This is a genomic window from Methylocella sp. CPCC 101449 (genome assembly GCF_031921685.1).
GTDB lineage: Bacteria > Pseudomonadota > Alphaproteobacteria > Rhizobiales > Beijerinckiaceae > Terripilifer.
The window spans coordinates 2,072,588-2,095,234 of sequence record NZ_JAPDHU010000001.1; the positions used below are offsets into that span (position 1 = coordinate 2,072,588).

The 22,647-nt window shown below is 63.6% G+C and carries 20 protein-coding genes; 16 read left to right on the top strand and 4 right to left on the bottom strand.

Translation table 11 applies throughout. From position 1 onward, the window contains the following. Nucleotides 1-93 precede the first annotated feature (93 nt). From OIM99_RS09605 to OIM99_RS09620, 4 genes are all read left to right on the top strand, one after another. A complete protein-coding gene (locus OIM99_RS09605) occupies nt 94-1,344 on the top strand; it encodes a glycerate kinase (protein ID WP_311850116.1) in 1,251 nt (416 codons plus the stop codon). Between the two features lie 10 nt (nt 1,345-1,354). Then, complete coding sequence (locus tag OIM99_RS09610; protein ID WP_311850117.1) at nt 1,355-1,924, top strand: chromate transporter; 570 nt, start codon at nt 1,355-1,357, stop codon at nt 1,922-1,924. Continuing rightward, nucleotides 1,917-2,474, top strand: coding sequence for a chromate transporter (locus OIM99_RS09615; RefSeq protein WP_311850118.1), 558 nt, complete (start codon nt 1,917-1,919; stop codon nt 2,472-2,474). Before OIM99_RS09610 ends, OIM99_RS09615 begins: the two co-directional genes overlap by 8 nt. A gap of 76 nt (nt 2,475-2,550) precedes the next feature. Then, on the top strand, nt 2,551-2,877 hold the full coding sequence (locus OIM99_RS09620; protein ID WP_311850119.1) for a rhodanese-like domain-containing protein: 327 nt from the start codon (nt 2,551-2,553) through the stop codon (nt 2,875-2,877). Between the two features lie 42 nt (nt 2,878-2,919). Here OIM99_RS09620 and OIM99_RS09625 read toward each other — a convergent pair whose 3' ends face one another. After that, nucleotides 2,920-3,939 carry a trypsin-like peptidase domain-containing protein gene (locus OIM99_RS09625; protein WP_311850120.1) on the bottom strand — a complete coding sequence of 340 codons (1,020 nt, stop codon included), beginning with the start codon at nt 3,937-3,939 and terminating at the stop codon, nt 2,920-2,922. 283 nt (nt 3,940-4,222) lie between these two features. Here OIM99_RS09625 and OIM99_RS09630 point away from each other — a divergent pair, with 283 nt between their 5' ends. The 9 genes from OIM99_RS09630 (at nt 4,223) to OIM99_RS09670 (ending at nt 12,120) form a co-directional block, all read left to right on the top strand. Continuing rightward, complete coding sequence (locus OIM99_RS09630) at nt 4,223-4,666, top strand: cytochrome c (protein ID WP_311850121.1); 444 nt, start codon at nt 4,223-4,225, stop codon at nt 4,664-4,666. A 147-nt stretch (nt 4,667-4,813) separates the two neighbouring features. Then, entirely contained in the window at nt 4,814-5,737 is a 924-nt protein-coding gene (locus tag OIM99_RS09635; RefSeq protein WP_311850122.1) for a cytochrome c, read from the top strand. 171 nt (nt 5,738-5,908) lie between these two features. Beyond that, nucleotides 5,909-6,592, top strand: a complete 684-nt coding sequence (locus tag OIM99_RS09640; RefSeq protein WP_311850123.1) for a hypothetical protein — start codon at nt 5,909-5,911, stop codon at nt 6,590-6,592. Between the two features lie 68 nt (nt 6,593-6,660). Beyond that, on the top strand, nt 6,661-7,572 hold the full coding sequence (locus OIM99_RS09645) for a DMT family transporter (protein ID WP_311850383.1): 912 nt from the start codon (nt 6,661-6,663) through the stop codon (nt 7,570-7,572). 85 nt (nt 7,573-7,657) lie between these two features. Next, nucleotides 7,658-8,275 carry an XRE family transcriptional regulator gene (locus OIM99_RS09650; RefSeq protein ID WP_311850124.1) on the top strand — a complete coding sequence of 206 codons (618 nt, stop codon included), beginning with the start codon at nt 7,658-7,660 and terminating at the stop codon, nt 8,273-8,275. A gap of 26 nt (nt 8,276-8,301) precedes the next feature. Further along, nucleotides 8,302-9,450, top strand: coding sequence for an MlaE family lipid ABC transporter permease subunit (locus OIM99_RS09655; protein ID WP_311850125.1), 1,149 nt, complete (start codon nt 8,302-8,304; stop codon nt 9,448-9,450). A gap of 8 nt (nt 9,451-9,458) precedes the next feature. Next, the gene (locus OIM99_RS09660; protein WP_311850126.1) at nt 9,459-10,298 is read left to right on the top strand and encodes an ABC transporter ATP-binding protein; all 840 of its coding nucleotides are present in this window, start codon (nt 9,459-9,461) and stop codon (nt 10,296-10,298) included. 63 nt (nt 10,299-10,361) lie between these two features. Continuing rightward, the gene (locus tag OIM99_RS09665; RefSeq protein ID WP_311850127.1) at nt 10,362-11,408 is read left to right on the top strand and encodes an MlaD family protein; all 1,047 of its coding nucleotides are present in this window, start codon (nt 10,362-10,364) and stop codon (nt 11,406-11,408) included. Between the two features lie 88 nt (nt 11,409-11,496). Next, entirely contained in the window at nt 11,497-12,120 is a 624-nt protein-coding gene (locus OIM99_RS09670) for an ABC-type transport auxiliary lipoprotein family protein (protein ID WP_311850128.1), read from the top strand. A 71-nt stretch (nt 12,121-12,191) separates the two neighbouring features. On the opposite strand, the gene OIM99_RS09675 is transcribed toward OIM99_RS09670, so the two are convergent. Next, on the bottom strand, nt 12,192-17,981 hold the full coding sequence (locus tag OIM99_RS09675) for a hypothetical protein (protein WP_311850129.1): 5,790 nt from the start codon (nt 17,979-17,981) through the stop codon (nt 12,192-12,194). Nucleotides 17,982-18,265: 284 nt separating this feature from the next. On the opposite strand from OIM99_RS09675, the gene OIM99_RS09680 reads away from it, so the two are divergent. The 3 genes from OIM99_RS09680 (at nt 18,266) to OIM99_RS09690 (ending at nt 20,298) form a co-directional block, all read left to right on the top strand. Then, nucleotides 18,266-18,658, top strand: coding sequence for an Hpt domain-containing protein (locus tag OIM99_RS09680; protein ID WP_311850130.1), 393 nt, complete (start codon nt 18,266-18,268; stop codon nt 18,656-18,658). Nucleotides 18,659-18,789: 131 nt separating this feature from the next. Then, nucleotides 18,790-19,110 carry a 2Fe-2S iron-sulfur cluster-binding protein gene (locus OIM99_RS09685; protein WP_311850131.1) on the top strand — a complete coding sequence of 107 codons (321 nt, stop codon included), beginning with the start codon at nt 18,790-18,792 and terminating at the stop codon, nt 19,108-19,110. A gap of 150 nt (nt 19,111-19,260) precedes the next feature. Further along, nucleotides 19,261-20,298 (top strand): NAD(P)/FAD-dependent oxidoreductase, encoded by a 1,038-nt coding sequence (locus OIM99_RS09690; protein WP_311850132.1) that lies wholly within the window; start codon nt 19,261-19,263, stop codon nt 20,296-20,298. A 221-nt stretch (nt 20,299-20,519) separates the two neighbouring features. Here the strand turns inward: OIM99_RS09690 and OIM99_RS09695 are convergent, their stop codons facing one another. After that, complete coding sequence (locus OIM99_RS09695; RefSeq protein ID WP_311850133.1) at nt 20,520-21,785, bottom strand: Hsp70 family protein; 1,266 nt, start codon at nt 21,783-21,785, stop codon at nt 20,520-20,522. 160 nt (nt 21,786-21,945) lie between these two features. Continuing rightward, on the bottom strand, nt 21,946-22,548 hold the full coding sequence (locus OIM99_RS09700) for a DUF2161 family putative PD-(D/E)XK-type phosphodiesterase (RefSeq protein WP_311850384.1): 603 nt from the start codon (nt 22,546-22,548) through the stop codon (nt 21,946-21,948). Between the last annotated feature and the right edge of the window lie 99 nt (nt 22,549-22,647).

Sequence of the window (22,647 nt, forward strand, 5' to 3'; positions counted from 1 at the left end):
TCAAACTGATTTGAATGGACCCATTTCGGACTTGGCAATTAGGGCTTGCGTTCCACCGCGATCGGCGGCAAGCGGGAGCGCAATGGAGGAATCATGGCTGGGCAGCGCGCACTTCTGGAAACGATGTTCCGAGCCGCCATTGCCGCCGCCGATCCCGCCCTCGCCATTCCCCGTTATCTGCCCGCCGCCCCGCGCGGCCGCACCATCGTCGTCGGCGCCGGCAAGGCCGCCGCCAGCATGGCCAAGGCGGTCGAAGACCATTGGCCGGGGCCGCTCGATGGGCTGGTCGTCACGCGCTATGGCCATGGCGCGCCCTGCCAGCGCATCGAAGTGGTTGAAGCGGCACATCCGGTGCCCGATGCGGCCGGCCGTGCCGCGGCCGGACGCATTCTTGAGAAGGTGCAAGGCCTCAGCGCCGACGATCTCGTCCTGTGTCTGATCTCCGGTGGCGGTTCGGCGCTGCTCAGCCTGCCGATCGAAGGGCTGACCCTGCAAGATAAACAGGCGATCAATTCCGCCTTGCTGAAAAGCGGCGCGCCGATCGGTGAAATGAACATCGTGCGCAAGCATCTCTCGGCCATCAAGGGTGGCCGGCTGGCGGCGGCGGCATGGCCGGCACGGGTGGTGTCGCTCGTCATCTCCGACGTGCCGGGCGATGATCCAGCGATCGTTGCCTCCGGGCCGACGGTCGCCGATCCGAGTACGGGCGCAGAGGCGCTGGAGATTTTGCGACGCTATGGCATCGCCATTCCCGAAGCGGTGGCGCAACGCCTGGCACGTGGCGAGGATGAGACGCCTAAGCCCGGCGATGCGCGCCTGGCGCAGGCGAAAACCCATGTCATCGCCACCGCGCAATTGTCGCTTGATGCGGCGGCGGATGTAGCGCGGCAGGCCGGATACAATCCGGTGACGCTGGGCGATACCATTGAAGGCGAGGCGCGTGACGTCGGTCGCGATCATGCGGCGTTGGCTTTGCGCACGGCCGCGCAGAACGGCGCCCCTTGCGCGCTCTTGTCGGGCGGCGAGACCACGGTGACCGTGCGCGGCAAGGGGCGGGGCGGCCGCAATGTCGAATATCTTCTGGCCTTGGCTCTAGGGCTCGAAGGCCGTGCCGGCATTCATGCCTTGGCCGGCGATACCGATGGCATCGATGGCGTCGAGGAGAGCGCCGGCGCGTTGATTACGCCCGATACTTTGCAACGTGCGGCGGCGGCGAAGCTCGATGCGCGGGCGATGCTCGACGACAATGATGCCTGGAGCTTTTTCTCGGCCCTCGGCGACCTGGTGGTCACCGGTCCGACCCTGACCAATGTGAACGATTTCCGCTGCACCCTTATCGAATGATTAGCATCGCATGACCGCAACCACCGCCGCTGAAAAACCACCGATCTCCTTGCGCGAGATTTTCTCCGTCTTCTTCTGGATCGGTGTGTTCAGTTTTGGCGGCGGCCTCACCGGGTGGGTTTATCGCGAAGTGGTGACCAAGCGCGGCTGGATGTCGGATGATGAAATCCTGTCCGGCATTGCCTTGGCGCAGGTATTGCCCGGTGCCAATGTCACCAATCTCACCGTCTTCGTCGGCAACAGACTGCGCGGCTATTCCGGTGCGGCGATTGCGTTGACGGCGCTGATCAGTCCGCCGCTGGTGATGTGCGTGCTGGCGCTCTGGGCTTACGGTTTCATCCAGCAGATCTCGTTGCTGCATGCGGCGGTGGATGGCGTCGCCGCCGCCGCCGTCGGTCTCAACATAAGGCTCGGCATCGTCGGCGCGGTGCGCGTGGTGCGGCGTGTCGGGCCGACCATCACCATGCTGGCGACTTTCATCGCCGTGGGTGTGCTCAATTGGCCGCTCGTGCCGGTCGTGCTCGTCATCGCGCCGCTGTCGATCGCCTCCGTCTGGCCGTGGAAGCGTAACAATGGATGATCAGAGCAATTCCAGCTTCGCGCCTCTGATGGCTTTGATCGCGGTTCTGGCGCCGTTCTCTTTGGTCGCCATCGGCGGTGGCCCGGCGATTTTCGCGCCGTTGCAGCATCAGGCGGTGGAAGTGCATCGCTGGCTCACGGCACGCGAATTCATCGAACTGTTCGCGGTGGCGCGGGTGGCGCCGGGGCCGGGCTCGATGCTGGCGACCCTGATCGGCTGGAAAGTGGCGGCGTGGCCGGGCGCTGTGGTGGCGACCTTGGCGATCTTCCTGCCGTCCTCGCTCCTGTGCATTGGCGTCTCCCGGGTCTGGTCGCGCTATCGCGGCCGCGCCTGGCACCAGGCGCTGGAGGACGGGCTGGCTCCAATCGGCACCGGATTGATGTTCGCCGGCGCCGTGGCCATCTTCAAACTGGCCAATGCAGGGCCGTTGGGCTGGGGCTTGGGCATAGCTGTGGCGGGATTGCTGACCCTGTGGCCAAAACTGCATCCTTTTCTGGTACTTGGCCTGGGTGCCGTGGTTTTCGTCGCCGTCGCCGCCGTGCCTCACTGACCGGTTGAGAGCCGGGGCTCCTGCTGGTATGCAGCATGCTTGGTTCGCGGCGGCGGCGACGACGGAGTTTTTGAATATGTCTGGTCCAGTGGTGGAAAATGTCAGCTTGGACGAGCTGAAACAGGGCCTGGCGAGCGGCAGCATTATCTTGATCGATATCCGCGAGGCCAACGAATACGAGGCCGGGCACATCCCGGGCGCGCTGTTTCACCCGCTGTCGGGCTTCGATCCGGCGGCCTTGCCGAAGGAAGCCGGCAAAAAGGTCGTTCTGTCCTGCCGGTCCGGCCGGCGCACGCTGATGGCGTTGGAACAGGCCCAGAATGCCGGCCGTGGCGATATCACCGCCCATTTCGGCGGCGGTATGCTGGCCTGGGACGCGGCGGGCGAGCCGGTCGAAACTTAAGAGCGAAGAAAATGCGGTTCCTTGGAACCGCATTTTGTTTGTTTACGCGGCGTTGCGTTCGATCGGCGCGATCCACAGCCGGCGCATCTGCGAATTGCGCAGGAAGTCGACCGGCAGGGTCTTGTTGATCCGATCGGCATCGAGCAGGCGCACCAGATCCTCCGTGCCAGCAACGGTATGACCGTCGACGGCGATGATCGTGTCGCCCGACATCAAGCCTGCCTGCGCGGCGGGCGAATCCTTTTCGACCACGGTGATCATCGAGCCCGTGTGCTGGGTCAGCGCCAGGCGCAGGATCGTCCGGCGCGGCAGCGGAATGGTGCTGGCGCCGATGCCGATCCAGCCGCGCCGCACGCGGCCGTGGCGGATCATTTCGCCGAGCACGAAATTGGCCGTGTTGCTGGCGACGGCGAAACAGATGCCCTGCGCGCCAGCGATGATGGCGGTGTTGATGCCGATCACTTCACCGGCCGACGAGACGAGCGCACCACCGGAGTTGCCCGGATTCAGCGCGGCGTCGGTCTGCACCACGTCGTCGATCATGCGGCCGCTGGTCGAGCGCAGCGAGCGCCCGAGCGCCGAGATGACACCCGCCGTCACGGTGGTGTCGAAACCCAGCGGATTGCCGATGGCAATGGCGATCTGTCCGGCGCGCAGCCGGCTTGAATCGCCAAGCTTGGCGTGCGGCAAGGTCGTGTCGGTCTCGATCCGCGCCAGAGCGAGATCAGTATCGGGATCGCGCGCCAGGATGCGGGCGTTGAAATGGCTGCCATCAGGCGTGGTGATGTCGGCCGAGCGGGCCGACTGCACCACGTGGCTGTTGGTGAGCACGAGGCCGTCTGGCGAAACGATGACACCGGAACCCGAACCGCGCTTGCGGTTTTCGGCATCGCGAATGTCGAGACGCACGACAGCCGGGCTGACGCGCGCGGCCGCCTGCGACACCGTCAACGAATAGGCGTCGAGCAGCGTGTCGTCGGTGGCGGCGATCGGGGTGGCGGAACCTTCCGCCTCGTGAAGCACTTCATCATTCAGGATGAAGCGGGGATTTTCATCGAACATGGAACTCTCCTGGCCCAGGATATGGCGATGGCGGCGGTTTTTCGCCAGAGGGCGCCTAGAGTGCGGTTTCCACGGCGTTTTCACGGGTTTTGCCGATGGCCGCCTTCACGAACTGTTGACACGAGCCGTACATGGTTTGCGATTAGAACAAATTCATTGTCTTCCAGTGGATTGCGTTTCAATCGAAACGCAATCCACCCTGGGGTCGTTGGTTTGACGCGTCTTTGTGGCGTTTGACTACGTCAAACTGCAAAACGCTACGAAGCTTGAAGGGAGCTTTTTGATGAAGTCGAATTGGATCGTTGCAGGTATTCTGGTGGCGGGCGCGGCAATTGCGGCCGGATCCGTCATGGCGCAGAGCGACCCGATCGCCCAACGCAAGGCCCTCATGAAGTCCATCGGCGATGCCGGTCGCGCGCCGGCAGCGATGTTGAAGGGCGAACCCTTCGCTCTGGCGCCGGTTCAGGCGGCGTTGCAGGCCATGCAGGCCGCTGGCAAGCAGGGCCCGGCGCTGTTCCCCGACACCAGCAAGACCGGTGGTGAAACCGCTGCGCTGCCGAAGATCTGGGAAACCAAGAACGATTTCAACGCCAAGTTCGCCAAACTCGAGAAAGACGCGACGGAAGCGCTGACCACGATCAAGGACGAGGCGAGCTTCAAGACCGTCTATCCGGCGTTGCTGCGTGATTGCGGCGCCTGCCACAGCGATTACCGCGCGCGGCGCTAAGCCCGGCGTGATGCAGACGCGAAGGGCGGCCAAGGCCGCCCTTTGTTATTTGTGACCGCGCCGTCAAGGTTTCGAGCCCAAGGTTTCGAGCCATTGCCGATCATGGCAAGATCAGCGGTGATCGGAAGTGTTCAGTTGGGGATTTTCATGCGCAGGCTGCTGACCATCCTGATCGTGCTCGGCGTGATCGCCGCGGTTGCCGGCTGGTTTCTCTCGGCGCCGAAGCCGCTGTTTGCGGCCGGCGACAAGTCGTTGGAGAGCGGCGGCAATGTCGAGCGGGGCCGGCAGGTGTTCTTCGCCGGTGGTTGCGCCTCCTGCCATGCCACACCCGGCCAGAGCGATCGGCTGAAGCTCGGTGGCGGCGTCGAAATGCCGTCGCCTTTCGGCTCGTTCTACACGCCTAACATTTCGCCTCATCCGACCGACGGCATCGGGAACTGGACCGTCGCCGACCTCGCCAATGCGATGATGGCGGGCGTCGCACCCGACGGTTCGCATTTCTATCCGGCCTTCCCCTATACGAGTTATGCTGGCGCCAAGATCGACGACATTCGCGATCTGATGGCCTTCTTGCGGACGCTGGAACCGGTGGCCGGCAAGGCGCGCGACCACGCGCTGCCGTTCCCCTTCAACATCCGCCGGGGCCTGGGCCTGTGGAAGCTTGTCTTCTTCCGTCCCGAGCCGGTGCGGGATGATCCAGCCCAGACGCCGGAATGGAATCGCGGCCATTATCTGGTGGAAAGCCTCGGCCACTGCGCCGAGTGCCATTCGCCACGCAATGTTCTCGGCGCCATCGTCGCGGCGCAGCGTTTCGCCGGCGGGCCGGATCCGGAAGGCAAGGGCTGGGTGCCCAATATCACCCAGTCGGAAAACGGCCTGAAGACCTGGGATAAGGCCGATTTCGTGCAACTTCTCGAATTCGGTCTGACGCCGGAAGCCGACACGGTCGGTGGCTCGATGGGTTCGGTGGTCAAGAACATGGCCGAACTGCCGAAGCCGGATCTCGAAGCCATGGCGACGTTTCTCAAGTCGCTGCCGGCACGCGAGGGGCCGCCCAAGCCCGCCAAATAAAGCCTAGAGCGTTTTCGAGCGAAGTGGCTTCCGGTTCGCGTGAAGAAAACGCGTCAAAACGAGAGCCTGAAGTCTTTCACCGTTTCTAAGAAACGGTGAAAGACTCTAGACGCTTGCAATCACGAGCTTGTCAGCGAAACATGGTTGCCATCTGATTCGGGTGGGGCCGACATGACCAGCAATCTGCCGGTGGTGCAGGTGAATAAGCCTGATATGGAGCCTGACTTCGAAGCCATCGAAGCCGCGGTGATGGAAACAGCACGGGGGCGGTGGTTTCTGAGCGAATATGCCAGGCGCATGCGGGCGGCTGAAACCACCAAAGTGCTTGAAGCGATTACACGCATCGAGCGATCCATCACGACCGACAAATCCAAAGATGCTGCTGGCGGTTCGCGCGGTGAATTGGCGGATGCGGTGACGGTGATCGAACGGCGCCTCAGCGAAATCGCCTGGAGCCTGCGTGAACGTGGCTTTGATGGTCGGACTTGCGCCGAGATCGAAAATCAAGCGCGCGCCTTGCGCCAGCTCACCGGTCTGCCGCCGCCGCCCGTGACTGCGAGCGTTGCGGTACCTGCATCGCCGCCTGTTCCCGTCGTGCCTGTCGTTGCCGCGCCTGTCGCGGCAGCGCCCGTCGCGCGCCCGGCAACAGGTATCCCCAGGCCGCCGCTTGCCGCGTCTCTCACGCGGAGCATGCCGTCGGTCGCTATGCTCAATACCCAGGCGGCGCAGATCCGCGAAAGCCATGGCGAACGCGCCGGCACCAATGACGCGACGACTTTTGTCGGGCGTACCTTGCGCAGCCTCGCCGAAATCGATGCAATGGATGATCGTGCGCGTGCCCGTTTGTTTCGCTAATCTCGTCGTGTTGGGTGTGACGGGAGGCCTCGATCCAGACGTCATCTAAGACCGTTCTCGGGATCGGCCTGAAGCTGGCGGCTACGGCGTTTTTCTCGGTCATGTTTGTTTTGGCCAAGTCTTACGGCACGTATCCGGCGGCGCAGCTCGTCTTCTTTCGCTCCGCTTTCGCGCTTGTGCCGCTGATGATCTGGCTGCTGCTGCGCGGCGATTTTCCACGCGCGCTCTATACGTCGCGGTTCGGCGGCCACTTGGTGCGCTCCGTCGCCGGCATCGGCAGCCTGTTCTGTTCCTTCATCGCCTATTCGCTGTTGCCGCTCGCCGATGCGACGGCCATCGGCTATGCCGCGCCCTTGATGATCGTCGTGCTGGCGGGGCTTCTGCTGGGCGAGCGGATCACCGTGTTTCGCTGGGGCGCGGTCGTGGTGGGCTTCTGCGGCGTCCTGGTGATGCTGTCCGATCATCTGACCGCCGGCATCGTCTCTGACAAGGGCGCCATCGGTGCGATGGTCGCTTTCGTCGGCGCCATGCTCGTGTCGATTGCGATGATCCAGACGCGGCGACTGACCATGTCGGAAGATACCGGCGCCATCACCTTCTACTTTCAGGCCACGACGACGGTCGCGGGTGTCCTGGTTCTCGTCGCGGCCGCCTGTTGGCCGTCGAACTGGCCGCTGGCGGTGCTCATCCAACCGCAGGCCTGGGTCTGGCCGACGCTCCAGGATTGGGGACCGCTGATCCTGATCGGCATCTGCGGCGGCATCGGCCAGATTTTCATGACCCAGGGCTATCGCTTCACCGACGCCTCGATCTTGGCTGTCTTCGATTATTCCTCGCTGCTGTTCGCCATCGTCCTGGGCTTCTTGATCTTCGGCGACGTGCCGTCCCACGTCATGCTGGCGGGCGCCGCCGTGGTGATCAGCGCTGGCCTTGCCGTGCTGTGGCATGAACGCCGCAGGATGGGCAAAAAGGACGGATGATCTGTCGTGGACGACTGAATTTGTTCTGTATTTCGAACAGATTTGTATATTATGCCAAACATAACGTCGTGCGGCAGGATCGGAAATGGGTGTCGAGGGACGAGACCGGCAAAAAACTCTTGAGGCTGGCGCCCAAGCCTTGACCGGCCAGATGGGCAAGACCGTGCAACGGTTGCGCAAGGCCTACAATCTTTCGCTATCAGAACTGTCGGAACAATCAGGCGTTGCCAAATCGATCATCAGTCAGATCGAGCGCAATGAGACCAATCCCACTTTGGCGACGATCTGGCGGCTGTCGCAGGCGCTCGACGTCTCGATCGAGCGCGTGTTGCAGACCGCCGAGGACGAGCCGTTCCTCGAAACCTCGACCAAGGGCGAGACGCCCATCCTGGTCACCGATGACGGCCGCTGTCGCCTGGCGATCATCGGCTGGATCAAGACGGTCGAATGGCTGCAATGGTATGACTTCCATGCCGCTCCGGGCGGCGTGCTTGAGTCGGAAGCGCATCAGCGCGGGTCGGTCGAATGTCTTTCGGTACTGGAAGGCGAACTCGAAGTGGAAGTGGCGGGCGTGATCGAAACGGCGAAGGCGGGCGATACGCTGCGTTATCGTTGCGACCGGCCGCACACGATCCGCAATCGGTCGGGAGAACCGGCGCACGCCACCATGGTCTGCATTCTCAAAGCCGCGGTGATGGAATGACTTTCAACAGCGGCAGGATGCGGTGAATGAGTTCGGCGGCGACGGACAAGGACGCGCAAGCGCCGCAGATCGATGAGCGCGATGGCGCGCGCATCGCGCTGTCGGGGCCGTGGACGGTCGAGCATGGCGCCGAGATGGAAGCGGCGGTGGCGCAGATCGGCCGCAAGGCGTCTGGCGACGCGGCCGTCACTATCGACCTGTCTGGTGTCGAGCGCCTCGATACTGCGGGTGCCTGGCTGATCGACAGTGCCCGTCAGCAGCTCGATGCCAAGGGCGTGAAGGCGACGTTCGCCGGCGCCAAGCATGAACAGGAAATCCTGCTCAAGGAAGCGCATTATCGCACCTTCGACGAAGGCAAGCCCGGCAGTGCCCATGCGGTCGTCGATCTGCTCGTCGACATCGGCAAGAGCGTCGTCGGCGCCCTGAAGGATTTTTACGCGGGCTTCGCCTTCCTCGGCGAAGTGGTCAGCGCGCTGTTGCGCTCGCTCACCCATCCGCGCCGGCTGCGCTTCACCTCCATCGTCTATCACATGGAGAATTTCGCGCTGCGGGCGCTGCCGATCATCCTGCTGATCAATTTTCTCGTCGGCTGCATCGTCGCCCAGCAAGGTATTTTCCAGTTCACGAAATTTGGCGCGACGGCTTTCGTCGTCGATCTGATCGGCGTTCTCGTGCTGCGTGAACTGGCCGTGCTGCTCACCTCGATCATGATGGCCGGCCGTACCGGCTCGGCGATCACCGCCGAAATCGGTTCGATGAAAATGCGCGAGGAGATCGACGCGCTGAAGGTGATGGGGCTCGACCCGATTGAAGTGCTGGTTCTGCCACGGTTGATCGCACTGATCATCGCTTTGCCGCTGCTGACGTTTTTGGCCGATCTGTCGGCGATCTTCGGCGGCATGCTGATCGCTTGGGGCTATGGCGACCTGTCGCCGGAGATTTTCACCGCGCGCCTGCGCGAGGCGATCGGCATGAACACGTTCCTGGTCGGCCTCATCAAAGCCCCGTTCATGGCCTTGATGATCGGCATGATCGCGGTGATCGAAGGCTTCGCGGTGCAGGGCTCGGCCGAATCGCTCGGTCGTCAGGTGACGGGATCGGTGGTGAAATCGATCTTCATGGTGATTTTTGTCGACGGCCTGTTCGCCATGTTCTTCGCGGCCATCAGATATTGAGTTCAGCTATGGCGTCCGATCCCGCTCCGGTTCCGCAACAGTCCCAAACCCGGTCGCTCAAGACCGGCGAGACCGATGGGCAGAAGGGCCAGTTGGCGATCCGCGCCCGTGGCGTGACGGTGGGCTTCGGCGACCGCGTCATCCTCAACGGTCTCGATCTCGACGTGAAACGCGGTGAGGTTTTGGGTTTCGTCGGCGGTTCGGGCACCGGCAAATCGGTGCTGACGCGCACGATCCTCGGCCTTATTCAGAAGCGTGCCGGCAAGATCGAAGTGTTCGACGAGGATCTTGATACGCTGACGCGCGACCAGCATCGGGCGCTGGAGCGGCGCTGGGGCGTGTTGTTCCAGCAAGGTGCCTTGTTTTCGGGCCTGTCGGTCCTGCAGAACATCCAGGTGCCGATGCGCGAATATCTGCACCTGTCGCACAAGCTGATGGACGAGCTGGCCATGCTCAAAATCGAGATGGTCGGCCTCAAGACCGATGCGGCCGACAAGATGCCATCGGAACTCTCGGGCGGTATGATCAAGCGCGTGGCGCTGGCGCGCGCCTTGGCGCTCGATCCGGAACTGCTCTTTCTCGACGAACCGACATCGGGCCTGGATCCGATCGGTGCCGCCGATTTCGACGATCTGATCGCCACATTGCAGAAGACCCTGGGATTGACCGTTTTCATGGTCACTCACGATCTTGACAGTCTGTACTCAATTTGTGACCGCATCGCCGCACTCGCCGGCGGCAAGGTAGCGGCGGAAGGAACGATCCAGGAAATGCTGGAATCTGAACAACCTTGGGTTCGTTCCTATTTCCATGGCAAGCGTGCATCGCGGATGAACGGCGGTGCGTAAGACGTCCGGGTGTTGGAAACAGGGATCGGTATCTATATCCTCGCCGGTCCGGAGCGGAATGAGATGGAAACCAGAGCCAACTATGCCCTGATCGGCCTGTTTACCCTGGCGGTGATCGCCGCGGGCTTCCTGTTCGTGTTCTGGTTCTCGCGCGGCGCCACCTCCGAGGGGCGGCTGAGCTATGATGTCGCCTTCACGACATCGGTGTCGGGCCTGTCGCGCGGCTCGCAAGTTCTGTTCAACGGCGTGCGCGTCGGCGAGGTGCTGCGGGTCGATCTCGATCCCAAGGACCCCACCAAGGTGGTGGCGCGCATCTCGGTCAATCCGCGCGCGCCGGTGAAAACCGATACCGGCGCCCGGCTGGAATATCAGGGGCTGACCGGTGTCGCCGCCATCGCGCTCACCGGCGGCACGGCGACCTCCAAGCCGCTGGAGACCTCCGACAGCAATCCGGCTGTCATCAATGCGGAGCGGTCGGACTTCCAGAACATCGTCGAGACCGTGCAGCGGTTGTCGACCCGTCTCGACGGCATTCTCGATAAGGCCGACAAACTGTTCTCCGAAAACAGCGGTTCCATCGCCAATACGGTCCATAACGTCGAGACCTTCTCCAAGGCGCTGGCCGACAATTCCGGCGGCGTGAAACAGTTCCTCTCGGCCATGTCCGATGTCGGCGCGGCCATCGGGCCGCTTACCCGCTCCATCGACGAGCGCGTCAAGGCCATCGATCCGCAGCGGGTGAAGTCGATCGTCGCCAATGCCGACGATATTTCCGCCAAGCTGAACAAATCCGCCGATCAGGTCGACAAGGTGATGACGAGCCTTGCCGGCTTCTTCGGCAGCGACGATGGCAAGGGGGCGATGACCGATATCGGCGAGGCTGCCCGGTCGATCCGCAAACTGGCCGACAATCTCAATGTCCGCACCAAGGATCTTGCCGCCAATCTCAACCGTTTCAGCGGCGCGGGCTTGCGCCAATACGAGGCTTTGGCCGCCGACGGCCGCAAGACCCTGGACGAGCTGAACCGGACGCTGCGTTCCCTGGAGCGCAATCCGCAACAGCTCATTTTCGGCCCCAAACCCTCCATTCCCGAATATAGCGGCCGCTAACCGGCCCTGGACCGATATTGCTTTCACCCCCGTTTGTTGCTTACTCCGGATTGATCGTATGAGCTTTGAAGAATCGCGGGAGACGCGTGTGCCGAGATCAGACGGTTCGTTTGCCGCGGGCGCAACTGGGGCTTCCTTCCATCAATCCAGGCGGTTCGCCATCGCTTCCCTTCTCGCCCTGACTGTGGCTGCCTGCGGCGGCTCGCCGTCGGCCACGTTCGATCTCAGCCCCGCATCCGGCGCGACGGGCCGGGCGGGGCGGGGCCAACTGGTCGTGTCCGAGCCGGTGGCGATCTCGCCCTTCGATTCCGAACGGATCGTGGTGCGCGGCGGGGCTGACCAAGTGGCCTATCTGAAGGGTGCGCAATGGACAGACCGGCTGCCACGCCTGTTGCAGTCGCGCCTGGTGCAAACCTTCGAGAACGGCCGGTTGCTGCGGGCGGTCGGCCGTTCGGGCGACAAGATCGTCGCCGATTACTCGCTGACGTCGGAAATCCGCCACTTCGAGATCGACGTGGCGACCAGTACGGCGGTGGTCGAAATCTCGGCCAAGCTGGTCAGCGAGCAGTCGGGCCGCATCCGCGCGGCGCGTATCTTCCGGGCGCAGGTGCCGGGGTCGGCGGCGGATGGGGCGCAGGCCTCGGTGGCGCTCGATGCGGCGCTGAGCCAGGTCATGCGCGAGATCGTGCGCTGGGCCTCGGCGGCGATGTAAGACTGCCCCAAGCGAGTAACGAAAAAGGCGCAGCTTCCGCTGCGCCTTTTTGTTTGGTCGGGCCTGGGGCCTCAGATCGCTTCGTAGCGCTCCGAGGCATGGGCGAACATCGTGTAGACCTTGCCCGTGTCGGAGGTGAGGTAGGAGCGTGTCATCGTGCCGTCGCGATCGTCGCGGCCGACTTCGGTGAGCAGACGCTCGAACTCCTGCATGTAGCGATCCACGGTCTCGTGGAAATCCCGGTCGTCGCGATAGCGGCGACGGATTTCGTCGAACGTCTGCTGGCCGGCGGCCGTATAGAGCCGGCGCGAGAAGATGTTCTGATCGCCCCGGTAGTAGCGGTCCCAGAGGCTGGCGACCGCGTCATGGTCGACCATCCGCGCCACGTCATGGGAGATGGCGTCGAGCGAGTCGGCCGGGCGCTGCGGGATGCGGGGCGCCGGTGTCGGGGCGGCCGGACGAGCAGCCGGCGCTGGGGTTGGAGCGGGCGTCTCGTCGCGCGAGGCGCGGGCGAGCAGGTCCGACAGCCAGCCGGTGTTGTTGCCGCGGTTTTCGGCGGTGGGAGCCGCTGGACGGGCCGGGGCCGGCGGGGTCACCGTGGTGGCTGCCTGGCTCGGACGCGGGCGCGGGGCCGGTTCCTCACGCGGGGCCGGCGCGGCGGGAGCCGGAGCCGACGGACGCGGCAGGGTCGGGCGCGTCGTTTCCATACGCATCGGCTCTGTGCGCGGTGCCGGAGCCGGCTCGGCCGGGCGAGCCGGAGGCTCGGCGGCGCGACGCGGTTCGGCGATGTCATAGGCGCGGCCCGAACGGGTGACGATGTCAGTCAGCTCGTTGAGCGCCTTGATCTGCTCGGCGATGACACGGCGCATGGCCGAGGTCTGTTCGGCGGCTTCACGCGGCAGTTCGAGCGCGCCGCGCTTGAGTTCCTCGCGGGTGCTGTTGATCTCGCGCTGGATCTCGGAGGCCATGTTGCGCATCTGGCCGGTGGCTTCCTTGAAGCGCTCGATCGACGAGCCGAAGATGTTGCCCATCTCCGTATTGGCCTGTTCGTAGGCGGCGCGCAGCGCAGCGGCGGTGCGCTCGCGCTCCTTGCCGGTGGTGTCGCGCACCTGTTCGAACTGCTGGCCGATGAGATTGGTGACAGCCTGGGTCTCGTTGTTGAGCAGCGCGCCGATTTCGCGAGCGCGGAACTCCGCCTTCTTGAACGCTTCCTCGACCAGCGAGGTGAAGGAGCGGGTGACCGCATCGAAATCGTCGGTGCGGGTGTGGACCATGTGCAGCAGATGGTCGAGCGCCTTCTGGCGGCTCTCGAGCGTCTGATCGAGCTGGATCTGCGTGCGCGCCAGTTCGGAGGCGCTCGCCGCGAGGTCCGTGTTCTGCTTGTCGAGGCGGGTGGCGAGCTGGTCGGCGTTCTCCATGGTCTGGGCCGCCGAATTGTTCAGCGTCATGACCTGGGTGGAGATCGTCGCCAGGGCGGTCTGGAATTCGCGCACGCGGTTGGTGAGCGCGCTTTCGACCGTGCTGAGGTTCTCGCCGGCATTGCCGAGGATGTTGTCGAGCGAGCCATTGGCCTTCGACAGGGCGTTGAGCACCGTCGACATCTCGCTCTTGATCTTGTCGCTGGCGTTGACCAGGGACGCGATGGAGCCGCTGGCGCTGGCTTCGATGACCGAGCGCAGGCCCGTCGACGAACGGTCGATCGCATCGGCGATCTGCACCTGGCGTTCGTTGAGGCCATCGATGATGGCGGCGCCGCGCTGGTCGATCGTCATGCTGACCAGTTCGCCGGCTTCCGACACCTGGCGGGCGATCTCGCTGCCGCGGGCCGACAGCAGTTCGACCAGCATCGGACCCTTGCTGTCGAACAGCGTGTACAGTTCGGTGCTGCGGCCCGAGAGCGTCTCGTGCAGATCCTTGGCGCGCTCGGAGAGCAGGTCATTGATCTCGCGGACGCGGGCGGCCAGGCTTTCGTCGACGACGCGCGGATCGAGCGCGGCGTTGATTTCCTTGGCGCCTTCGGAGACGACGCGGGCCACTTCGAGGGCGTTGCGGGCCAGCGTCTCGTTGATGGCGCGGGCGCGCGCATCGAGGCTGGTGTCGATCTTGGTGATGATGCCTTCGAGCGTACCGCTGACCTGCATCGACTTGGCCGTCGCCTTATCCTCATAGGCCCGGATCTGCTGATCGAGGGCGGCGACGATTTCGGTGGTGCGGCGCGAGGCCAGTTCGTCGAACGACTTGGTGCGTTCGTCGAGGCCGGTCGACAGTTCGGCGAGACGCAGCTGCGCCATGGCGCCGAGCGCATCGGTGCCGGTTTGCAGCTGGGCAACCAGATCCTGCGTGCGGGCGTGGGCGAGCTGTTCCAGGCTGCGGGTGGCAGCCTCGATCTGCTCGACGATGTGATAGGTGCGGCTCTGAGCGACCTCTTCGAGAGCGGCGGTGCTCGACTGCAACTGCACGGTCATCTCGCCGATGCGGTTCTGCGCCACTTCGTCGAGCGCGCGGGTGGTCGCTTCGATGCGTTCGACGATGTCGCGCGCATGGTTCTGCGTGACCTGTTCGAGCGCATTGGTGCTGGACTGCAACTGCGAGGTGAGTTCGCCGATGCGGGTCTGGGCGACGCCGTCGAGGGCGCGGGTCGAAGCTTCGATACGTTCGACCATGTCGCGGGTGTGGTTCTGGGCGACCTGTTCGAGCGCGCCGGTGCTGGACTGGAGCTGCGAGGTGAGCTCGCTGACGCTCGACTGCAACTGCGAGGTGAGTTCGCCGATGCGGCTCTGCGCCACTTCGTCGAGAGCGCGGGTCGAGGCTTCGATGCGTTCGACGATGTCGCGGGTATGGCTCTGGGCGACTTCCTCGAGCGCGCTGGTGCTCGACAGCAGGTTCTCCCGCATCTGGCCGATGCGCGACTGCGCCACTTCGTCCAGGCTGCGCGCCGTCGTCTCGATGCGTTCCAGAATGCCACGGGTGTGGTTCTGGGCGACCTGTTCGAGGACGTTGGTGCTGCTCTGCATCTGCTCCTTCATCTCGGTGATGCGGGTCTGAGCCACTTCATCGAGTGCGCGGGTGCTGGCGGTGAGCTGCGTCGTGATGTCGGCGATGCGACGTTCGGCGATCTGCTGGAAGGCGCGGGTGCCGAGCGCGATCTTCTGCACCGCTTCGGTCGTGCGCGTTTCGGCGACTTCGGCCAGTGTACGCGTGTTGGCGTCGATCTGTGCCGACAGTTCGGTGGTGCGCTCCTGCGCCACGTCGGCGAAGGTGCGGATGTGCTGTTCGATCGCCTGAGCAAGCTGTTCGGCGCGAGCGTTGGCGGTGGTGTCGAACTCGCGCACCTTGTCTTCGAGCAGTTTGGCCGTCTCGTTGGCGCGCTGCGACAATTGCTCGGTGAAGGCGCCGGCATGGCCGCTGAAGGCCGCCTCGACCGCCTGGAGCTTGTCGTTGACGACGCCGGTGAAGCGATCCGAATGATCGGCGATCTGGGTCGTCAGGTTATTGCCGTGCGACAGGACCATGTGTTCGAAGGCGCGCAGGCGTTCGACCAGGGCTTCGTTGATGCGGTCGCCATGCATGCCGACGGCGGCGATGGATTCGGCGGCCGTATTCATGAAGCGGGCATGCAGATCGTTGGTGTGGCCGTCGAGCTGGTCGCGCACCAGGGCCTGGTGCTGTTCGAGGCGGATGGCGATCTCGTTGCCGGCGTTGTGGAACAGGTCGTAGGCGGCCTGGGTGCGGTCGCTGATGAGCTGACCCATGCGGTCGCCGGTGGTGGCCAGCGCCCGTTCAAGCGCGTTGCCGTTCACATTGACGGTCTCGTCGATGCGGCTGGCGGTGGATTCGAGCGTCGCGATGAGGTGATCGCCGCGCGAGGAAATCTTATCGCTGATCGACGAGCCGGTTTCCTCGATGCGTTCGGCGGCTTCCTTGCCGCGGATCGAAATGTCGAAGACGAGCGCTTCGCCGGTGGTGCGCAGGCGATGGTCGACATCGTTGAGCTGTTCCGACAGGGCGCCGGTCACCTGCTGCGAGGTTTCGCTGAGCTGGCGGGTGAACTGCTCGCCGGTCTGGGTCAGATGGCCCAGAATATTGGCGGAATGTTCGCTGATCTGACCGACGATCGAATCGCCGATGTTGGCGATCGAGCTTGTCACCTGTTCGGAGGAATCGGCCAGGCGCTGGCTGACGCCGTCGCCGGTTTCGGTCAGGCGGGCGACCACATTGTCGCCGTGGCTGCCGATATGTTCGATGACCGAATGGACCAGGGTCGAAATGGTTTCGGTGATGTGCGTCGAGGACTCGGTGAGGCGCTGGGTCACGCCATCGCCGGTCTCGGCCAGATTGGTGACGATCGAGGTGCCGTGGCTGTTGATGCGCTCGACGACGTTTTCGCCGAGTGTCGCCAGCGAGCTGGAAATCTGTTCGGAGGATTCCGTCAGGCGGCGGGCCACGCCCTCGCCGGTGTCGGCGAGATTGGTGACGATCGAGGTGCCGTGGCTGTTGATGCGCTCGACAATGTCTTCGCCGAGCGTCGCCAGCGAATTGGAAATCCGATCCGAGGATTCGCTGAGGCGGTTGGAGACACCGTCGCCCGTGTCGGTCAGGCTGGTGACGATGTTATTGCCGTGAGTGCCGATGCGCTCGACGATGTCGGAGCCGAGGCTGGCGAGTGAGGTGGAAATCTCGCTGGAGGCGGCGGTCAGCTTCTGGGTGACGTCGTCGCCGGTGCGGCCCAAAGTGAGATTGATTTCCTCGGCTTTGCCGCCGAGCGAATTGGTGACGCGGGAACCGGCTTCGTTGACCGCATCGGCCATTTTCATGCCGGCGGTTTCGAGTTCGCGCGCCAGATTTTCATGCGCGCCTTCGATGGCGGAGCGCACGCGCTCGGCATTGCCGACGATGGCTTCGCGCTCGGAGGCGAGTTCGTCGACGAGGGCGCGAACGCGGCGCTCGTTGTCGGCATGCGAGCGTTCGAGATTAGCGACCTCGGAACGCATGACGGTTTCAAGTTCGCTGGCGCGGGCGAGCGCCCGCTCGATGCCATCGCCCATGGACGAGACTTCGCGGCGGATGGCTTGCGACAGGGTCACCACATGTTCGGCGGCGAAAGTCTCGGGCTGCGCGAGGCGGATCACCACCTGCGACATGGCGTTGGCGGTGAGGCGCATTTCCTGCGCCCGACGCACCAGCACGCTGGCAATCAGGAAGAAAGCGATGGGGCCAACCGTCGCCAGCGCGATCATCGCGACATGAACGGCCGACAGGCTGGCCAGTTCGCCGGCACGCGACAGAGAATAAAGATAGGCCGCGGCGCCGCCGAGCCAGGCGAGCGAAGCCAGGATCGCCAGCGTGAGCGGCGTGCGGCTCGGGCGCGTCTGCAGCGATTGCAGGATCTGGCCGACCGATTGACGGTCGTCATTGGCGGGTGCGCGTTGCGGTGTGGGTTCGGGCGTCGCGGCGGCGCGCGGTGCGGCCGGGGCTTCGCTGGCTGGCGCGGGACGCGGTGCCGTGATTGCAACCTTCGGCGCTTCCGTCTTCGATGGCTCGGCTTTCGGAGCCTCGACCTTGGGCGCTTCGCTTTTCGGCGGCTCGACTTTCGGAGCTTCCACCTTGGGCGGTTCTTTCGCCTTGGCCGGATCGGCCGAGAGTTCGTTGTCGCTGACGGAAGGCAGACGCGGCTGCGGCGTCATATCGAGGGCGAGATTGCCCACCACCGCGGGGCCTTGCGGCTCCTGGGGTCCGGGGGGCGTTTTGCTATCCTGGGGCTTGGCCGCCGCATTGTCGGGTTCAAGACCGAGGTTCAGGGCCTGCTCAATCGCGGACAGGGCTGCCGCTGCCGGGTCCTGGGCCTGGGGTTTCGTGGCCATTCTGCTGCCTCTCGCTTCGCATCCAAACGGCTATTCAGCCGCGCGCATGCGCAAGGTTCACCGATGGGCCTCGGAACTCTACGCAAACGCATTAACCAATTGGTAATCTACCGCGCCGGGGCGCGGAATGAAACCAGTGCGGTCACGGAATGGTAAACAGCGTTAACGCGCCTTTTACTTACCTGGCTAACACTTGCCATGATTGGTGCCGATATATCCGTCAGGCCGGCCCCGTGGCACCACCTGGGATGGTTCGGCCGAAGCGATTTCAGATGGATAGTGCCATGAATGTTGCAGCGCTGCGTAAACCGGAGATCGGTGTGGACCAGGGGGAAGGACGGCCGATCGACCTCGTCCATCTGGCGCGCCAGACCCTCGGCGACCGGGCTCTCGAGGTCGAATTGCTGCAACTGTTCGAGCGGCAGGCCGCCCAGATCATCACCCGTCTGGCGGGCGATACCGGCAATCCGGAGCGGCGCTGGCGCCAGGATCTGGCCCATACGCTGAAGGGTTCGGCCCGTGCGATCGGCGCCGGCCAGGTCGCCAATGCGGCACAACACTATGAAAACGTTCTAGCTTCGACCCGCGATGAGGCCGAGATCGCAACCGCGCGCGAGGCGCTGGTGACGGCCGTCGACGTGGCCCGGCAGGCGATTCGCCGCCTCTTGGCCGATTGATCGCCGATTGACCGTAACGGCCGGTCCGCTCCCTTTCATTTGAATAGAAACAGGTCTCGCCAAAGCGGCCGGGATTGTCTACGAAGCCGCGCCGGCCCGTTGGGGCCGGATTTCATATGTGGACAGGTGGAATGCCGAAAATCACCTTCATTGATGCGAATGGGACGTCGCGGACGGTCGAGGCCGATGTTGGCTCGACGGTGATGGAAACGGCCATCCGGAACAATGTGCCGGGAATCGACGCCGAATGCGGCGGCGCCTGCGCCTGCGCCACCTGTCATGTCTATGTGGATGAAGCCTGGGTCGAAAAACTGCCGAAGGCCAGTTCGATCGAGGAAGACATGCTCGATTTCGCTTATGACGTGCGTCCCGGCTCGCGCCTGTCCTGTCAGATCAAAGTGAGCAACGAAATCGACGGCCTGACGGTAACGACGCCCGAACAGCAGGGCTGAAAACAATCGGCGCTCGCCGATTGTACGCATCTCCAGCGTGATAAAATATAATTTATAGGCGTGCGGCGTTAAAACGGCCGTGCGCTGCTTCTCGCTGCTCGCTCGGGAATGGTATGGGAGACAAGGGGCGGAGATAGAGGCGAGGATTCCATGTCGGATGTGATCAAGACCGATGTCGTGATCGTGGGGGCGGGGCCGGTCGGTCTGTTCGCCGTGTTCGAACTGGGCCTGCTCGACATCAAATGCCATCTCATCGACATTCTGCCGAAGCCGGGTGGCCAATGCGCCGAGCTTTATCCGGAAAAGCCGATCTATGACATTCCGGGCTTTCCGGTGATCACCGGGCAAGGCCTCACCGACAATCTGATGAAACAGATCGAACCGTTCGGACCGCAGTTTCATTTCAACGAAATGGTGGAGAAGATCGAGCGCATCGGCAGCGATGCGGCGCCGCTGTTTCGCGTTACCTCCGATGCCGGCCAGGTTTTCGAAGCCAAGGTGATCATGATTGCTGCCGGCGGCGGTTCCTTCCAGCCGAAGAAACCGCCGATCGCCGGCATCGATGCCTATGAAGGCAAGTCGATCCATTATGCCGTGCGCCAGATGGAAGCGGTGCGCGGCAAGCGCGTGCTCATCGTCGGTGGCGGCGATTCAGCGCTCGACTGGACGTTGAACCTGCAGCCGGTGGCCGAGCGCATCATTCTTTTGCATCGGCGCGATGACTTTCGCGCGGCGCCGCATTCGGTCAACGGCATGCGCGAGCTGGTCGCCAACGGCAAGATGGATCTGATGATCGGCCAGGTGATGAGCTTGAAGGGCGAGGACGGCGTGCTCACCCATGCCGTCGTGCGCGGCAACGACAATCAGACGGTCGACGTTGCCGCCGATGTGATGATGCCGTTCTTCGGATTGACGATGAAGCTTGGCCCCATCGCCCATTGGGGCATCCATCTGCATGAAAATCTCATCCCCGTCGGCACCGAGACATTCGAGACCGACGTGCCGGGCATTTTCGCCATCGGCGACATCAACAGCTATCCCGGCAAGTTGAAACTCATTCTGTCGGGCTTTCATGAAGTGGCTTTGGCGGCGCAGAAGGCGCACCGCTACGTCTATCCCGACAAGAAGCTCACCTTCCAATACACGACGTCATCGACGAGCCTGCAGAAGAAGCTCGGTGTGAGCTGAAGGCTTGGTGTCATCAAGTCAGTTGAATGCGCCGCGACCTTCGTGTCATCCCGGACACGCGAAGCGTGATCTGGAAGCCAGGGGCGCGTGACGAAACTCCGTTGATTCCGACCGCCACTTCACCACGGGATTGAACGTTCTACCGCTCGCCCCTGGATCCCGGATCGCGCCGTTGGCGCGTCCGGGATGACACCGAGGTTCGTCAGCACCAACGAACGGTGTCAGGCAAAGCGCCGTTGCGCATCGAGGCCGAGACCGCGACCGACGGCGCCGAACATATCGCCTGAGGCGAGATCGGTGCGCTTGAGCAGCCGCGACACTTCCTTCTGCACCGCCGGCATGAGCGAACTGCCACCGGTCATGAAGACGGTATCGACCTGATCGGGCTTCAAGCCGGCATCGGCAAGCGTTTCGGCAATCGTCTCGACGATGCGCTTGACGCCGGGCGCCACTGCTTTGGCAACACCGGAACGATTCAGAGGAATATGCAGTTCCGGAATAAATCGGTGCAGGTCGACGACGGTTTGCGCGTTTTCCGTCAGATCGATCTTGGCGCGCTCGACGTTTTCGATCAGGCGATGGCCGTCGTGCTGTTCGAGAATATGCAAAAGCCGGTCGAACTTATCGCGTTCCTGCGCTTCGCGTCGTAGCGAACGCACCGTCGCCAAGGTCGTCTGGCTGTAGAGGAAGTTGATCCGCGACCAGGTCGACAGATCGAGAAACAGCGCGCGCGGCACTTCCAGTTTCTTCTCGCCATAGGTCGAGCCGAGGCCGAAATGCGGCATCACATAATGCATCGAAAGCATGCGATCGAAATCGGTGCCACCGATGCGAATGCCGCGATTGGCGAGAATGTCGTCGCTGCGGTCGGCTTTGCGGGCGCGCTCCGGCGACACGCGCACCACCGAGAAGTCGGCGGTGCCGCCGCCGATGTCGACGATCAAAACCAGTTCTTCGGCCTGCACGCCGCTTTCATATTCAAGCGCTGCGGCGATCGGCTCATATTGAAAGCCGATATGTTTGAAGCCGCGCTTGCGCGTCGCCGCTTCCAGATCATCCTGGGCTTGCCGATCGGCATCCGCATCGCCTTCGATGAATTGCACGGGCCGGCCGAGCACGACGGCTTCGAGCTCCTGGCCGGCACAGTCTTCGCCACGCGCCTTGAGATGGCCGATGAACAGGCCGAGCACGTCGGAGAGCGCAAGGTTCTGCTTGTGCAGTCGCGTCTTCTCGTGAAAAAGGCCATAGCCGAGGATGCTTTTAAGGGCCCGCATCAACCGGCCCGGTTCATGATCGGTGTAATCCTGGATGGCGCGGCGGCCGAACAACGGTCCTTCGGCGAAGCTGAAGAAAATCGCGCTGGGGATCGTGGCCTGCGTGCCTTCGACAGGTGCCAACACGATATCGTTGCCCTTGCGCACCGCGACCGTCGAATTGGACGTGCCGAAATCGATACCGCAATAGCGCGGCTGCGCCATCTTCGTCATGATCACCCGAATGGAGTTGAAGGCGCGCCTCGTTGATGCGGGCGCACCAGGCACATTCTCGAGCGAAGCGGATCGCGCTCGCGTGCAGAAAATGCGCTGAAAAGAAAGCGGGAGAGCTTTAGCCGATGGGGCGGGGCCTGACAACTCGTCAGCGCTCGTTTTAGCTCGTCGTTTGCGGCCAGCGCTGCAACGCCTCGTGGCCGGCCGCGGTCAGGACGTAAATGCCGCGTTCGGCGCGATCGAACCAGCCGTAATAATTGTCACGCAGAATTTGCGCGGCTTTCGGCGCATTGGGTCGCAGGTCGCGCGGGCGCAAGGGGCCGGCGACCAGCGCGGCGGCGCAGACCAGGGCTTCCTGCCGGTAGGCGGTCATCACCGGTGCGCGGGTGCTGCCGCCGACGGCGGGATCGCCGCGCCGGCGCCGATGTTCCGCGACGAGCCGGTTGCGCTTGCGCGTGTCCTTGCGCGGCATGGGCGCCGCCGGACTGACGATGACGCTGACGTCGCCGGTTTCCGCGACCCCCAGCATGCCGAAGCCGAGCCGGCGGCAGAGGTTGCGGAAACGCTTGTCGCTCTCGCGGCCGTTGCCGCGCCGGGAGATGCGGGCGGCGAGCCAGACTTCATCGGCGGCCGCGGCGCGATCGACCGCCTGCAGCACCAGTTCGAGGTTGAACGACAGTTTCATCTCGCCGATGACGACCAGCGGCGGCTCGCCCTCTTTGAGGGCGACCAGATCGCAATTGCCGATCTCGCCTTTGACCATAAAACCCTGGTCTTCGAGAAAGCGCTTGATGGGCAGATAGAGCGACGTCTCGGGCACCGGCAGACCATGCGATCAGTGATGAAAGCCGGCGAGGCTCGC

What these genes read in the sequence shown, in the direction of transcription:
- OIM99_RS09680 (WP_311850130.1), top strand. Translation starts at nt 18,266, where the DNA reads ATGAATGTTGCAGCGCTGCGTAAACCGGAGATCGGTGTGGACCAGGGG.
- OIM99_RS09605 (WP_311850116.1), top strand. Translation starts at nt 94, where the DNA reads ATGGCTGGGCAGCGCGCACTTCTGGAAACGATGTTCCGAGCCGCCATT.
- OIM99_RS09610 (WP_311850117.1), top strand. Translation starts at nt 1,355, where the DNA reads ATGACCGCAACCACCGCCGCTGAAAAACCACCGATCTCCTTGCGCGAG.
- OIM99_RS09635 (WP_311850122.1), top strand. Translation starts at nt 4,814, where the DNA reads ATGCGCAGGCTGCTGACCATCCTGATCGTGCTCGGCGTGATCGCCGCG.
- OIM99_RS09625 (WP_311850120.1), bottom strand. Translation starts at nt 3,939, where the DNA reads ATGTTCGATGAAAATCCCCGCTTCATCCTGAATGATGAAGTGCTTCAC.
- OIM99_RS09685 (WP_311850131.1), top strand. Translation starts at nt 18,790, where the DNA reads ATGCCGAAAATCACCTTCATTGATGCGAATGGGACGTCGCGGACGGTC.
- OIM99_RS09630 (WP_311850121.1), top strand. Translation starts at nt 4,223, where the DNA reads ATGAAGTCGAATTGGATCGTTGCAGGTATTCTGGTGGCGGGCGCGGCA.
- OIM99_RS09615 (WP_311850118.1), top strand. Translation starts at nt 1,917, where the DNA reads ATGGATGATCAGAGCAATTCCAGCTTCGCGCCTCTGATGGCTTTGATC.
- OIM99_RS09695 (WP_311850133.1), bottom strand. Translation starts at nt 21,785, where the DNA reads ATGACGAAGATGGCGCAGCCGCGCTATTGCGGTATCGATTTCGGCACG.
- OIM99_RS09620 (WP_311850119.1), top strand. Translation starts at nt 2,551, where the DNA reads ATGTCTGGTCCAGTGGTGGAAAATGTCAGCTTGGACGAGCTGAAACAG.
- OIM99_RS09650 (WP_311850124.1), top strand. Translation starts at nt 7,658, where the DNA reads ATGGGTGTCGAGGGACGAGACCGGCAAAAAACTCTTGAGGCTGGCGCC.
- OIM99_RS09660 (WP_311850126.1), top strand. Translation starts at nt 9,459, where the DNA reads ATGGCGTCCGATCCCGCTCCGGTTCCGCAACAGTCCCAAACCCGGTCG.
- OIM99_RS09675 (WP_311850129.1), bottom strand. Translation starts at nt 17,981, where the DNA reads ATGGCCACGAAACCCCAGGCCCAGGACCCGGCAGCGGCAGCCCTGTCC.
- OIM99_RS09665 (WP_311850127.1), top strand. Translation starts at nt 10,362, where the DNA reads ATGGAAACCAGAGCCAACTATGCCCTGATCGGCCTGTTTACCCTGGCG.
- OIM99_RS09700 (WP_311850384.1), bottom strand. Translation starts at nt 22,548, where the DNA reads ATGGTCAAAGGCGAGATCGGCAATTGCGATCTGGTCGCCCTCAAAGAG.
- OIM99_RS09655 (WP_311850125.1), top strand. Translation starts at nt 8,302, where the DNA reads ATGAGTTCGGCGGCGACGGACAAGGACGCGCAAGCGCCGCAGATCGAT.
- OIM99_RS09640 (WP_311850123.1), top strand. Translation starts at nt 5,909, where the DNA reads ATGACCAGCAATCTGCCGGTGGTGCAGGTGAATAAGCCTGATATGGAG.
- OIM99_RS09690 (WP_311850132.1), top strand. Translation starts at nt 19,261, where the DNA reads ATGTCGGATGTGATCAAGACCGATGTCGTGATCGTGGGGGCGGGGCCG.